Raw genomic sequence first — 14,116 nt, forward strand, 5'->3', positions numbered from 1 at the left:
ATTCGCTCAGGTAGAACGCCTGCTGTAGGGGCGAACGACCGTTCGCCCCTACAGGGAATGTCGCCTGGTTTAGTTCAAGTCGGGATCGCTGCGTCGGCTGCTGATATTTCTGAATCGAAGGGATTCTGCGCCAGAGTCGGGTTTGGAGCGATCGCCCTCAATATAAATCACCACTTTCACTGCTCCGTAGCGCTCCCGAATCGCTGCCTCTACCCGTTCAGCGATTGAGCGAGCGACAGACATAAACTCTGGGTGTAGCGCCAGGGACATTTCAACTAACACCTGACGACCCACCAGCCCTTTCGAGCGAATTTTTTCGCAGTGGGTAACGCCTTCGACCTGCCGGGCAATTTGTGACAAAACTTCGGGGGCGATCGCCACCTGCCGCACCAGCCAGGGCAACTGCCAGTTGAGCATTCGCCAATAGCTGCGGATGCTCATGAGCACAAGGGCGATCGCCAGCAGCGGGTCAAGCCAGACATAGCCGCGCCAAACGCCAACCAGTCCGACGCAAACCAAAACCGTCAACCAGGCATCTTTTAGCACATGATTAGCATTGATTTGTAGTGCCTGATTTTCTAATAGCCGAGCTTCGTAGCGCTGAAACCACACCATACACAGGTTGATGGCCACCACCACGACCAAAAGCTGAATCAGCGGCATGCTGATCTCTACCGGAAACTGCGATTCTAATCCTTGAGTGACCACGTCAAGCTGCTGCACCGACAAAACCAGCAAGCTAAACCCAGAAAATCCTAAAAACGACGCAAGCAGCAGCACCCCCGCTGTTTCTCGCCTATCGTGAGTCCAAATTTCTCGCCCTGACGTGCGATAGGAGGAGGCGATCGCGGACAGACTCAGCACGATACTAAAGCTATCGATCAACGTATGCAGCGATTCTGCAAGCAGACTGAGCGATCGCGTCGCCCAGCCAGCCCAAAGTTTCACTGCCAAAACTAGCAGTGTCAGCCACAGTGTCGCGAACAATACTTGATAGCTCGCCCTGCGTCGATTTCGTGCCTCACTCATAGCCCAAAGGCTAGCACGGAAGGGGTTCCCTGAATTAGGGGTCAAACCCCCAAAGTAGACAGGCGATTCTTTGTGCCTCTAACCGTTAAAGTGAGAATTGCTGAGTTGAACCAAACCATGATGCAGCAAGATAGGTTGGCGATCGCTTCTGAAAGCGCTTCTAGCAGTGAGATTGGTCAGATTCAGCTTTTGGTCTTAGACATCGACGGTACGATTGCTGGGGAATCTAATCAAATTCGCCCAGCGGTAAAACAGGCAATCCGCGCAGCTCAGGCGAAAGGGGTGCAGGTGGCGATCGCCACTGGCAGAATGTATCAGTCTGCTTTGCGGTTTTACGAAGAAGTTGGCTCTAGTCTGCCGCTACTAGCTTATCAGGGCGCATTCATCAAAAGCCCAGTCGATCAGAAGGTATATCGCCACTACCCGGTGTCGCGACAGACGGCTCACCAAATGCTCGACTACTTTGAGCAAACCGAGTTAAAGCGGTTTCTCTCGATTCACTTTTACATCGACGATCAGCTTTATGTAAGAGAAATCACTTCAGAAACTGAGGCGTATGCAGAGCGGTCGGGCGTAGTACCGATTCCAGTTGGCGATCTGCGGCAGGTGCTAGACCGCGAACCGACTAAGATTTTGGCGCTGAGCGACGACATTGAACTGATCGACCAATTGCTCACTTCCTTACGTCAGCGCTATACCCCTGCCGAGCTTTACTTCACGAAATCAGTTGCCACCTTTTTTGAAGTGGCAAACCCGCTGGTCAATAAAGGGGTCGCCGTGCGCTATCTGGCAGAAGAAATGCTGGGACTGCAACCTGAAAACGTGATGACGGTTGGCGATAATTTCAACGATGTTGAGATGCTGGACTATGCCGGAATCGGTGTGGCAATGGGCAATGCCCCCGCTGAGGTGCAGACCTACGGCAACTGGGTTGCGCCGAGCGTTGAAGCAGACGGGGCGGCAGTGGCAATCGAGAAGTTTATTCTTTAGTTCGACTTGATCCAATTTGATTACGTCGAGAATTGCTTGCTGACTAATCGCTGATGAGACATTTGGGCAATGTCGATTGCGGGTGTGCATGACCACATGTCCTCTAGAGAAAGAGCTGAGGCTTGAGTGGCGATCGCCTCTATCTCCAATGCCATCTTATAAAGAATGGACTGTGCGCCCAAGTGCCCTAAAACGCCCAGGCGGATTGCTGCACCGACTAAACCAGTCACGAAACTGTGGAGAAACGCAAAACTGGTGTCTCTCTCACTTAAGTGAACGGCACGACCCACCATTGCAAACACAATTGGATGTAAACCGGGAGTGTCGTGAGTATCAATATCCTCCTGGAATGCTACCAGTTGGGCATCGTTCCAGGTTGATTGCGCCACTAACAACAATGCTTGTCCACTCCGGCATTGAGCTTCACGGGTTGCCTGAATTAAAGTCTGAGCATATAACTGTTGGTCGGCTCGTCGAATTTCGCTGAGATCATTGGCGGCACTAGCACGATAGGCATGAATCAAAGCAATTAAATCTGAGCAACCCACTTTGTTATGCAATAGCAACTGAAGAAATGCTTCTACATCTTGAGCAGAGCGAATTTGGTCAGTTTGCACCATCGCTTCTAAACCGTGGGAAAGCGTAAAAGAGCCTGATGGGAAAAAGGAATCAGACAATTGCATCAGGGCTAGACGGGAATCAACCATAACTATTAGTGATGCGTATGTGGCGAGAATTGCAGCGGGGCATCGGGCGATCGCACCTCATAGTCAATACACAAACCTGGAATATTGATGTTTTTCACCGTTGCTTCCATTACGGCTGGATCAGCCACCATTTCTAGATAAATGCGATCGCCCTGCACCAAAATTGGCCAATGGTGATTGCCAAGAACATGACCCAAATAAATTAGGTCAATGGCATGACCCATTACATCACCGTTAAAGCCCAGTACCATGACCGTTTGGGTATGGAGGTGAATTAACAACAGTTGTCCGAGCTTGGTGATAAACACATCTCCTGTACTGAGGAACTGTTCGCGACTTTTGATAATGCCAAGCTCAACACCCGTTGTCGAGTGGGCATGAATCCGACCTTTGGCCCGATCGTCGGTCTGCAAATAGACTTCTAATAAAGCTTCTGCTTGTCGAGCCTGCGCTACTTGCTGCTGTAAAGCTGAGTTCGTTGCTTGATTACCCAAATAGGTTTCTGCCAGGATTGTCATTTTGGAATCTCTGGTAAAGCAGGTTGACTACTCAAATGCCGAATCTGGGTTAGAGCATGGCTGATGTAAGCTTTCAAGACTGGCACGTTAGATGCCATTGCTCTGACCAGTAAGCCGTTACAGTTTGGCAAAGCAGAACTGGCAGCAGTGAACGCCTGTTTTTGGGCAAACTGCTCTAAATCCAGAGCCAGAGATTGCAAATCAACTCCGGGCATAACCAGAATCAAATTAGCGAGAATGGGTTGAGGCGCAAAGATAGAACCGTAGGCTCCACATCTATCCTGTCCCTTTAACTGCATAGCATCGGTGAAGACCAACGCTCCAGCAGGAGTATAGACCTGCAACCGATTAAAATAACGCTGAAACTGGAAACATTCTCCTCGCGCTAACCGACCGGGAACTATGATTTCGCTCAGAAACAGACTTCCGGTGGGTGCCAGCGTCACCCGCATCGTTTGCTCCAAACTGGCATCACGATACAAAATGATTGGCTCTGGGAGAAACTCTAAACTGGCATCAGTACCAACCTCGACGTCATAGTGCAGGCGGGCAAACTGGGCGACCGGCATCTGATGCACCTTGGTAGCCGACTGGTCGGTGAGATACAGACTGGTGCGATCGCCTAACCGAACGCTAATTTGAAACTGATCACCCGCTAACAATCCAGGTGACGAATTCATGATGTAAAGATAGGCACGATGAGTATCTGTAGGATCAAGCCGCAACGAACGGGAGAGCCTGAACGGATAGGTAGCATACTGCCGATACACAAAAGATTGATTGAATTGATCCAATCCAATCTGCAAACTAAGATGTTTCTGCGATGACTGATCGGGTGCAGCGATTGCCGGATTAACACTTGCCGGATTAACACTTGCCGGGTCAATAAGTTGAGCAACCATACTTGTTTTTTTAATTCTTAATACCTGTTTAATCCCTGTTTCCGCTGAGTGACTAAGCCATTACTCGGACGGGTTGAAACAGCAATTGGTTAAAGATAAACTGCACCACCTGGTCCAATCCTTCACCTGTTTTACAGTTGGTATAGGCGATCGGCTTGCCGCGTCGTCGTTCTGAGGCTTCACGCTGAATTAAAGCCAAGTCAGCACCCACATAAGGGGCAATGTCAATCTTGTTGATCACCACTAAGTCTGCCTGCATAAAACCGGGCCCATTTTTGCGGGGAATGTCATCGCCTGCACCCACATCCAGCACAAAAATGTAGGCATCAATTAAGTCGTAGCTAAAGGTTGATGCCAGATTATCACCCCCACTTTCGACAAAAACGAGATCGAGTTCTGGGAACGATCGCTCCAGGTTGCGAATAGCCAGCAGATTCATCGTCGGATCTTCGCGAATGGCGGTATGGGGGCAGCTACCCGTTTCCACACCAATAATACGATCGCTGGGCAAAAAGCCTTTACGTTTAAGGCGATCGGCATCTTCTTGAGTCAGCAAATCATTAGTGACGACTGCCACTTCAATTCCCTGCTGCATTAGCAAAGGCACCAACCGTTCCAGTAAAGCTGTTTTACCACTGCCAACCGGGCCACCCACTCCTAAACGAGCCACTGATTTTTGCATCACTTTCTCCTTCAAGCTGGGTTTACCGGAAAATGTAGAGCCGACCGAGGGGCACCCGCGAGACGGGTTCACAAGTGGCAATTTCACCATTCACCCGCACCTGAAATGTGTCTGGATCAACCTCTATGTCGGGGCAGGCATTGTTGTGCAACATATCCGCTTTACTTAGCGATCGCGTCCCTTTTACAGGTAATAGCTGTTTGCGGAGCTTCAGCTTATCCGGCAAGCCCTGATCCAATGCAGTTTGGGTAACAAAGCAAAAAGAAGTGGATTGCTTAGCACTGCCAAAACTGCCCCACTGCGGACGGTAGAGAATCGGTTCGCAGGTCATTAGCGAAGCATTAGACTCGCCCATTGGCGACCAGGCAATAAACCCACCTTTGATGATAAGTTCCGGTTTGATGCCGAAAAAGCCCGGTTGCCACAGCACGAGGTCAGCGATTTTGCCCGGTTCAATTGAACCCACATGAGCATCAATCCCACAAGTTTTAGCTGGATTAATTGTGTACTTTGCCAGGTATCGCAAAATCCGCTGATTGTCGTTGCGATCGCTATCTTCGGGGAGTGCGCCTCGCTGGTCTTTCATCTTTGATGCCAACTGCCAGGTACGACAGATCACTTCACCAATTCGCCCCATCCCCTGACTGTCAGACCCCATCATGCTGATTGCGCCCATGTCATGCAAGATATCTTCAGCAGCGATCGTTTCAGCCCGAATCCGCGATTCGGCAAAGGCGACATCCTCCGGCACCTTTGGATTGAGGTGATGGCAGACCATAACCATATCCAGGTGTTCATCAAATGTGTTGACCGTGTAAGGATTTGTGGGATTGGTTGAAGATGGCAGACAGTGCGAGTAGCCAGCCACCTTGATGATGTCAGGGGCATGTCCACCCCCTGCACCCTCAGTGTGATACATGTGAATGGTGCGTCCCCTGATCGCCGCCATTGTGTCTTCCACATAGCCCGACTCATTTAACGTATCGGTGTGGATTTGCACCTGAAAGTCGTACTCATCGGCAACCGAAAGACAGGTATCAATTACGGCAGGCATCGCCCCCCAGTCTTCATGGATTTTGAGCCCGATCGCGCCCCCTTCAACCTGTTCAATTAAACTGGCAGGAAGGCTAGAACTACCTTTACCTAAGAAACCAAAGTTCATAGCAAAGCCTTCGGAGGCTTGCAGCATCAAGCCCATATTGTAGGCTCCCCCCGAACAGATACCCACCGTTACCGGCCCCAGTCCCCCACCGATCATCGTCGTGAGTCCGCCAGAAAGGGCTTCGGCACAGAGTCCAGCACTGTCAAAGTGAACGTGACAGTCAATGCCGCCTGGTGTGGCAATCAAACCTTCTGCCGATCGCACATCCGTATTGGCACTAATCACCAGATTGGGCTGCACGCCCTCCATCACGCCAGGGTTACCCGCTTTACCAATGCCGACAATTCGCCCATCTTTGATGCCAATGTCTGTCTTGACAATGCCCTGTATCGGGTCCATCAGCACCACATTCGTGATCACCAGATCTAGTGCGCCTTCAGCGGCTGTAATACCGGGAGCCAACCCCAAACCATCACGCAGGGTTTTGCCGCCGCCAAACACACATTCATCGCCGTAAACCGTCGTATCTCGCTCGACTTCAGCGATTAAAGACGTATCTCCTAACCGAATGCGATCGCCCACTGTAGGGCCAAATAACTCGGCATAACGCTCCCGGCTAATTTCCATGATCTTCCTCTGATGACACCGTGCTGTAACCTAGCGATCGCACTCGCTCTAGCGCGGTTTCTTTAGCATTGGGCACCTCCAACGCCTGATTCACCAAGTTATTGAGTCCATGCACATAGCGCGTCCCCCCGATCGCAACTAGAGCTACCGCTTTGGTATCGCCCGGTTCAAACCGAATTGCCGTGCCTGCCGGAATATCTAGCCGAAACCCATAAGCTTCAGCCCGATCAAATTGCAAGGCGCGATTCACTTCAAAAAAGTGGTAGTGAGAGCCGACCTGGATGGGGCGATCGCCCAGATTTGCTACCGTCAGCGTTATGGTGTCCCGTCCAGCGTTGATTTGTAGAGTTCCAGGAACACACAGCACCTCACCTGGAAAAGGATTTGAAGCATTTGCTGTCACATCTGCCATAGTCGTTTCAAGTTCCAGCGCTACGAATCGGATTGTGAATACTGATCAGCTTAGTGCCATCAGCAAAATGGGCTTCCACTTGAATCAGCGGAATCAGCTCGGTGACACCGGGCAGCACATCCTCAGTAGTCAGCAAAGTTGCACCCTCAGACATGAGCTGAGCCACTGATTTGTCTTCGCGCGCGCCTTCAATTAGAGCATCGGTAATGTAGGCGATCGCTTCAGGGACATTCAGCTTTATCCCTTTTTCCCTACGGCGACGGGCAATTTCTGCCGCTGTAAAAATCGTTAGCCGCTCCATTTCTCTGGGAGTTAAGTACATGTCAACTCTCCACACCGTTCTAAGGACATCCGCATTACACTGCTTCTTTCCGAACGAATGAGTAGCAGAAGTTACAAAAGCGGCATTACTCAGAATCTCTCTGAGTTCCTCTCACAATTTGTTCAAATTCCTCTAGTGAAGTTACGGCGATCGCTTGTCTTAATCGCTCTTTTAGGACCGTGATCTCCGTGTTGCGTGTCAATTCCTGAGGTAGTTCACGCGCCCTCTCACCAAATCGAGCGGTTAATACTTCTGCGATCGCTTCTAAAACTCCTTCTTCACGCCCTTCTTCACGCCCTTCTTCAAGTGCTTCTTGATAAACTCGCGTTTGCTTTAATTCACCTAGTCCTAGCATGGTTTCAATCTCCTCTCGACTCAGATGGCTGAACTTATACACAATGATAGTTTCAACTAGCTCAACAAATTCTTCACGAGTCATTCCCGTTACTTCTTCTTGCTGTGCCCGTGCAATCAGCCGTCTGGCTTGAGCAGGCGCAGTTTCCTCCGGTTCAACTACCAGTTTGGTAGTTTCTAAACCTAGTGAGAGTTCATGCTGAGTATCTAGCTCGTCCAGGTAAACTCGTCTCACCTGGGAACTATCTAATAGCACTGTGTACAGTTTTGATTCATCTGGCTCCGTACTGCGACTGGGATAGATTAAAACTGCTTCCCAGTCGTCAGTGTCAGGGTTTTGAGCCAGGTAGAGGAAAATTTCGGCAAAAACTCGATGGTAAAGCTGCGGGTCTTTCTGAAATTGCACCTCAATAAAATAGACCGGACGGTTGGTGGACTGATTGATAGGCAACAACACTCCATCAATCCGAAAAGCGGTCTGTTTTAGCTCAACGGAGCGAAATTCGTAGCCAGTTGCCTCTGCGGGCGATCGCTCGATCAGTTCAAACACTAATCCGGGTGCCGTTTGAAACATGCGATAGAAAAGGCTATCTGTTTTCATAGCTTTCTACCACGTTCAACTACGATTCGCGTCCTGAAGCCCAAGTATCACGCCACTTGACGGTGCCTTCACTGGCAATCACCCAATGACGAGTCACCAGATTTTCGCGCAGCGGCGCTTGTCCCTGCCGCCACAACGCATACTTGTAGTTGATTAGCTTTCCGGCACTCTCGTTAAAGGGAATTTCGCCAAACCAGGTGTTGGTGTTGATATATTCCAGTGGATAGGCTTTAGCGATATCCCAGTTGCCCAACTCTGGACAGTTACCTGTGACCACCACAATCTCACCAGGTTGAGTCTCTACTCCGTTGAGCTGTGCTCGCACAATCGTTTGAGCTTTGATCCGTTCTCCTACATGACTAATGACGATGACACCGCGTGCCGCAAGCTCTAATCCATGTATCTTGCCGTCTTTTGCTTCATACTTGCAGCGGGTTAAGACGCAGGTATGTTCACCATCGGGCAACTCGGTGTCAACCTCATCAAGTGTCACCGCTTCACCGCGATTGAGCACTACAAAACAGAAGGAATCCCGATAACGTCGCACATAACAGTAGACATCAGGAGTGAGATATTTTTGCCAGTGACCGCCTAGCGATATGGCAGGATTGAGTCGCCGCAGTCCAGAGAGCAGACGAATCGAGCGATACAGGTCGGTGTCAGTATCCCAGAACTGCATCATTGGGCGGTTGTAGGGATCGTTGCCGCCGTCGGTGTCGTCGTGCAGATATTGTTCGGTGCCGTAATAGATGCAGGGAATGCCACGGGCGGTCATGACGAGGGCGATCGCCACTCTTAACATCTCTGGATCAGGGTTGAGTGACTGAAACCGGGGCATGTCGTGGTTATCGATGAACGTAATCAGTTCATTGGCACCGCTGTAGCGATGATCCTGGTCAAAGATATCCTGAATGACATGAAAACCATCTTCTGCACCCTGCGCTAGCGCTGCCCGAATTGCTACACACAGCCCAAAGTCCAACATGGTCATGCCGGAGTGGTTAGCAAATTCGACGGAGCGATCGTCCGCTGGATGGCTATAAATCCACTCACCAAAGGTAAACACATCTGGTTTGTGCGCCTGAATATCAGCGTTAAATTCTTGCCAAAACCAGATTGGCATGTGTTTTACTGTATCGACCCGCAGCGCATCTACCCCTCGATCAAGCCACTGTTTAATCGCCGACTTGATGTAATTGCGGTAATCGGTATTGTTTTCGTTGAATGTAGCTAAGCCGGAAAGCTCACAGTTTTGTACCTGCCAATCGTCTTCCCAGTCAACCACTTCGCCGTAGTGGTGATACCAGTTATTTTTGTCGTCGTAGAAGTCAGCAATTTTCACCCCGTCGTCGTATAGTTCACCTTTAACGCCGCTGATGTCTGGACTGCTGTGGTTACAAACAATATCTAGCACCAGTTTCATATCGCGCTGATGCATCTCATCAACCAGCTTGTCAAAGGTGGTGTTTCGCTCATCTTGAGTTTTATTTAGAGAAGGCTCCTCGTCCTTGCCGATGAAACGAGGGTTGATGCGCTTAAAGTCTTTTGTCCAATAGCCGTGAATCGCGGCACTCTCAATGAACAAATCTTCAATCTGCTCAAACAACGGGGTTAACCAGATTGCCGTCACGCCCATCTGTTTGAGGTAATCGAGCTTGTCAATCACACCCTGCAAATCTCCACCCCAATATTTGCCCCATTCTTGGCGGTTCGGGTCGTATAGCTCTGGGTTAGGCCCCTCACTGTTGGCCGGATCACCGTCATAAAAGCGGTCTACGACAAGGAAGTAAATAGTCTCCTGGCGAAACTCAATGTCGCGGGTGTAGAGAAATTCCAGGTCAATCTCGACATCGGTTGTGCGCTGTTCCTCTACAAGCGCCTCTACTTTTTCTCCGGCATCTGCAACTTCGTATTGATTAGATGAGCCTTTGGCAGGAGGGGTAGTAACCATAGGGTGTTGGGAAGGGGTGAGAGTGAAGCTGGATTTATTAAAGCAAATCTTTACCCAGTGTAAAGTCTAACCCTGCTCAGTTCTATCCCAGACATTCAAACTTGTATGCTAGATATGGCGATCGCCTACTATCTAGAAGGATTGTCAGGACGCAACTGGTCTTGCTGCCAAGAAATGGGGTTGTGGTGAACGTATCGGCGGATGTCATGCAAAGATTTTTCGTTGCGGATGATGTGTTCGTAATAGTTGCGTTGCCAAACTACAGAACCGGATGTATCCCGGATCAAATTAATCCGTTTTGTGGAAACAGTCTTAAATGCCCCAACTAAACGCCCCAAGGATTTACGTGTTGTAGCGTCTTCGGTAGGGGCGTTTCGCGAAACGCCCCTACGGGGATCATCGGTCAACACCAGGATGCCGTGAAGGTGGTTGGGCATGACAATCCATGCATTTAAATGAACATAGGAATATTGCGTTGCCAACCAAAGATACACACCTGCCACAACTTGCCCTAGCTCATTCAACTGCATCTCACCGTCGACGATTTCGCCAAACAAACATTCCCGTTGATACGTACAAATGGTGATGAAATACATTCCTGCGGAGGTGTAATCATACCCCTTCAATCTGATCGATCGCCGATGATGGTTGTCCGGGTCGTATTTCACAAAATTCTGCCCCTGTAATCAATTGGTAGCAGAATTTCCGAATGCAGAGGGGCGATCGCACCCCAACAGCTTCTCCTAAATCAAGTTACGAAGGCTCATCGTCTTGAGCAATGCGCCCTAGATAGAGGACAATGAATTCTTTTGCAGCGGCTTCATTGAGGGTTTCCAAGGCAGTCACAATATCAGGGATCGATTCTGCTAACGGATCTCTGGTTTCGTTGAACCATTGATTAACAGTTGCACGATTAACACCCATAACAACTGCCAACCGATTTTGGCTGATGCCATAGGTTGTAAGGACTTGTCTTAGTGCTTTTCCCGCTCTTCCCATGCCCCTAATCGTGTCAGAGAGGCATAACCAAGTAAATGTTCTCAATTGAAAACAGAATTGAATAATGAAATGTTCTCAGTTGAAAACAATTGGTACGCTTTAAGCGTGGAAGAAAATGCCAGAAGAATTTCCCCTGAATGCTGATGAAAACCCGCTCGATGCCGTGTTGGACAGTCACTCCCGTTCCCAAAAGCGATCGAACCAGATGATTTTGATTGGTGCGCCTGCCTGGGTCAAAAAGATTATTCACCTGATGCACGTTGCCAGAATTGCAGAGGTGAGAGATTGGTCAAGGTTAATGCCAACCCGCAATCCCAACGAGGTAATTAGCCTGATGCAGCGACCTAGAGTAGAGGAATAGGAGACGATTGCACTCCTGATTCTGGCTATTGCAGTTTCAAAAGTGATGCTTCGAGTTAATTTGATTGACGGCGTTGCAGTTCATTCCAAGGTAACAAGAGCGTATCTTCAATTTCAGCCCGGACAGAACCGCTAACGGCTCCCTCAATTTTCATCAGGTCAACAAGAAACTTGTTGGCATCGTAGTAGCGTTGCAGTTGTTGCCGTTGGACCTCTGTAAACTGCCAATCATGACCAAGATTGCGATATTCAATCATTACCTGACGCAGTTGCTCAACCCACTGCTCTCCATTGGTTTGCCACCATCGCCAGAACTTAATAGGGTCTTTGGGGAGGGAGCCTCTGAGTTGCTCAATCTGAGTTGTTAATTCTGAACTGAATTTGCGGTCGCGGGCAAGGGCGCTAATAAAGGTGCGGTCGCGGGCGAGAGGGCGGGCAAGGTCGAGGTCAACGTGGAGGGTGCGGGGGTGGATGCGGTCGCGGGTGAGGGCGCGGACGAGAGCAACGTCGAGGGCGATGGCGCGGTCAAAGGCGCAGGCAAGGTCGAGGACACGGGCAAGGGTGCGGTCAAAGGCGCGGGCAAGGTCGGGGATATAGGCAAAGGTGCGGTCAAAGGCGCGAGCGATGGCACAGTCAAGAGCAAAATAAAAGGCTCGAATGGCAGCAGATCTATAAGGTGCTTGGATAGATTCTGCTTTCTGAAACACCCATGTTAAAAATTGAGTTATTTTTGATTCATGAACAATTGATTGATCAATTGCCTGTTTAATCAGCCGTAGTAAACGATCCGCAGGTTGTTGAGATTTCACCAATTGCTTCACGACCTCCTGCCATTGCTGATTTGCAATCTTCTCAGCCAATTGTTTAGGAGGAAGTCGAATCAGCCATTGAAACGTAAAATATTCCTGAAAGGTTAGATGGGAGAATGACCACAACTCATCTGCCCGTTCAATCAACAACCCGTGCTGCGCTTCGATAGTTTTTAATGCAGCAACTCCCTCTTGGCGGTTGACGAGGTGCAGCAGTTGAGTGATTTGATCTGCAATTTCATCCTGCTTGAACAACACAAAATTCTTTGGATTTTCAAACTTGTGAGCCGCAATTGTCATCAACAAGTTTTCTTTCTGCTCAATACTCAGTCGGCGATAGGTTTCATTTCCCAATTCCCAGTCATCAATTGGCTTCTCCTCATTCCATCGGTTCAGCATCAGTTTGATGCCCTTCTGGTAAAGCCAGTTTCTATCTGATGGAATTTCCCCCTCGTCCTGTAATACCAAACATGTGAGACTCAACAACACTGGAGTTAACGTCAGTTCCTGCAATGCTGAGCTATTATCAACAGCATTTTTAATCGTTTCCCATTGCTGTGTAGCTATCGTCTCAGATTTGCCATTTGCCTTAAACCAATTTTGGACAAACTGTTGTACTTGCTCTGGACTAAACTCTGCTACTTCCACTGAGGTAAATCCAACTGGAATCGGAGTTATTACCTGAGTACGGCAGGTCAAAGTAAATCGGTTCTTAGGATAATCCTCTGCTATCTCACGAAGTTGATCCTGCACATTGCGTCGTAGATTGCTTGTAGGCACTTCATCCAAACCATCCATCAATATCAGAAGCTTGCCTTGAGTTAAAAGAACTTGCAGCGGCAACGCATTTAATTGCTGTTGTAATGCTTCAATCTGCTTTTTCTGTTGCTGCTTTTCTTCCAAAGATAAAATGCTTCGTTGTAACTGTTTAATTTGCTCCTTCAAGGTTCTAATTTGATAACCTTCATCCAGCCCTAATTCTTCACCAATTGCATTCAACAACTGCCACTGCTCAGCCCGAATTTGGCGAAACTCAATTAAGACCGCAATCAAGTCCGGTTGAAAACGATCGCTGCACCAATCTACTGCTAGGTGTTTTAGGAAAGTAGTTTTTCCCGATCCCGGTTTACCCAGGATTACTAATTTGGGATTTTTATCAGCAAACTCAAAGCCCTCGATACGTTGAATCCGATCGCCCATCCCCAGACGATCGTTCCGCAAATCGAAGGTCTCCAACAATTTCAACTGCGATACCTGATAGGTATGAGGTGGTCGCTTCAATATCCACACATCCACATAAAGCTGGTCAACGCTAATCTCCTCACCGCTCAGCAAGCGCATCCGGCTATGTTGGTTCAAGATTTTCTGTCGGCAATGCTCCCGAACCTGGTGGGTCAAGTTATCTAGAGGTTGTAGGAACGGTGAAGGGCGATCGCTGCTGTCAGTTGCCCGTTGCTTTTGCCAAATTTCTTCCCGCCTTCTCAGCTCATCCTTTAATCGGTTCTCCTTAACAGGTCCACTCCCGGAAATGCCAAACTTCCTGTATATCCCTGTCAAACACGTATTAACCGCCGATTCTTGTACATAAAGACTCTCAGCAATTTCTAAGCGCGTCTTCCCCTTCCCAAACAAAGCCAGAAAAACTTCAGTCTCACGATCGGTGAGTTGTTTTTCTTTTACCAATTCAGTCAAAAACGGCACCGAAAAAGCCATGCTGTCGTTGGTAAAGCAATTGGAGTTACAGCAATTCT

At 49.0% G+C, this 14,116-nt stretch carries 15 protein-coding genes; 2 read left to right on the plus strand and 13 right to left on the minus strand.

Annotated elements, in window-relative coordinates:
- Positions 1–69: 69 nt before the first annotated feature.
- Positions 70–1,029: a cation diffusion facilitator family transporter gene (locus tag H6F88_RS16755; protein WP_190643894.1), complete on the minus strand. Its 960-nt coding sequence runs from the start codon at positions 1,027–1,029 to the stop codon at positions 70–72.
- A gap of 120 nt (positions 1,030–1,149) precedes the next feature.
- Here H6F88_RS16755 and H6F88_RS16760 point away from each other — a divergent pair, with 120 nt between their 5' ends.
- On the plus strand, positions 1,150–2,019 hold the full coding sequence (locus tag H6F88_RS16760; RefSeq protein WP_190644115.1) for a Cof-type HAD-IIB family hydrolase: 870 nt from the start codon (positions 1,150–1,152) through the stop codon (positions 2,017–2,019).
- A gap of 20 nt (positions 2,020–2,039) precedes the next feature.
- On the opposite strand, the gene H6F88_RS16765 is transcribed toward H6F88_RS16760, so the two are convergent.
- The 11 genes from H6F88_RS16765 to H6F88_RS16815 form a co-directional block, all read right to left on the minus strand.
- A complete protein-coding gene (locus H6F88_RS16765; protein WP_190643895.1) occupies positions 2,040–2,726 on the minus strand; it encodes an urease accessory UreF family protein in 687 nt (228 codons plus the stop codon).
- Positions 2,727–2,731: 5 nt separating this feature from the next.
- The gene (locus H6F88_RS16770; protein WP_190643896.1) at positions 2,732–3,244 is read right to left on the minus strand and encodes an urease accessory protein UreE; all 513 of its coding nucleotides are present in this window, start codon (positions 3,242–3,244) and stop codon (positions 2,732–2,734) included.
- Positions 3,241–4,146, minus strand: coding sequence for an urease accessory protein UreD (locus H6F88_RS16775; protein WP_190643897.1), 906 nt, complete (start codon positions 4,144–4,146; stop codon positions 3,241–3,243). Before H6F88_RS16775 ends, H6F88_RS16770 begins: the two co-directional genes overlap by 4 nt.
- A 52-nt stretch (positions 4,147–4,198) precedes the next feature.
- The gene (ureG, locus tag H6F88_RS16780) at positions 4,199–4,828 is read right to left on the minus strand and encodes an urease accessory protein UreG (protein WP_190643898.1); all 630 of its coding nucleotides are present in this window, start codon (positions 4,826–4,828) and stop codon (positions 4,199–4,201) included.
- Between the two features lie 22 nt (positions 4,829–4,850).
- A complete protein-coding gene (gene ureC, locus H6F88_RS16785) occupies positions 4,851–6,560 on the minus strand; it encodes an urease subunit alpha (RefSeq protein ID WP_190644116.1) in 1,710 nt (569 codons plus the stop codon).
- Positions 6,547–6,969: an urease subunit beta gene (locus H6F88_RS16790; protein ID WP_190643899.1), complete on the minus strand. Its 423-nt coding sequence runs from the start codon at positions 6,967–6,969 to the stop codon at positions 6,547–6,549. The genes ureC and H6F88_RS16790 overlap by 14 nt, the downstream gene beginning before the upstream one ends.
- A gap of 7 nt (positions 6,970–6,976) precedes the next feature.
- Positions 6,977–7,291 (minus strand): urease subunit gamma, encoded by a 315-nt coding sequence (locus tag H6F88_RS16795; protein ID WP_190643900.1) that lies wholly within the window; start codon positions 7,289–7,291, stop codon positions 6,977–6,979.
- An 85-nt stretch (positions 7,292–7,376) separates the two neighbouring features.
- On the minus strand, positions 7,377–8,246 hold the full coding sequence (locus H6F88_RS16800; RefSeq protein ID WP_190643901.1) for an Rpn family recombination-promoting nuclease/putative transposase: 870 nt from the start codon (positions 8,244–8,246) through the stop codon (positions 7,377–7,379).
- Positions 8,247–8,265: 19 nt separating this feature from the next.
- Positions 8,266–10,197 (minus strand): alpha-amylase family glycosyl hydrolase, encoded by a 1,932-nt coding sequence (locus H6F88_RS16805; RefSeq protein WP_190643902.1) that lies wholly within the window; start codon positions 10,195–10,197, stop codon positions 8,266–8,268.
- A 128-nt stretch (positions 10,198–10,325) separates the two neighbouring features.
- A complete protein-coding gene (locus H6F88_RS16810) occupies positions 10,326–10,865 on the minus strand; it encodes a transposase (RefSeq protein WP_190643903.1) in 540 nt (179 codons plus the stop codon).
- 85 nt (positions 10,866–10,950) lie between these two features.
- A complete protein-coding gene (locus H6F88_RS16815; RefSeq protein ID WP_190643904.1) occupies positions 10,951–11,196 on the minus strand; it encodes a helix-turn-helix transcriptional regulator in 246 nt (81 codons plus the stop codon).
- 115 nt (positions 11,197–11,311) lie between these two features.
- On the opposite strand from H6F88_RS16815, the gene H6F88_RS16820 reads away from it, so the two are divergent.
- Positions 11,312–11,557 (plus strand): hypothetical protein, encoded by a 246-nt coding sequence (locus tag H6F88_RS16820; protein WP_190643905.1) that lies wholly within the window; start codon positions 11,312–11,314, stop codon positions 11,555–11,557.
- Positions 11,558–11,612: 55 nt separating this feature from the next.
- Here H6F88_RS16820 and H6F88_RS16825 read toward each other — a convergent pair whose 3' ends face one another.
- Positions 11,613–14,078, minus strand: a complete 2,466-nt coding sequence (locus tag H6F88_RS16825) for an NACHT domain-containing protein (RefSeq protein WP_190643906.1) — start codon at positions 14,076–14,078, stop codon at positions 11,613–11,615.
- Positions 14,079–14,116 lie beyond the last annotated feature (38 nt).

It is taken from the genome of Oculatella sp. FACHB-28, from assembly GCF_014696015.1.
GTDB lineage: Bacteria > Cyanobacteriota > Cyanobacteriia > Elainellales > Elainellaceae > JAAUTN01.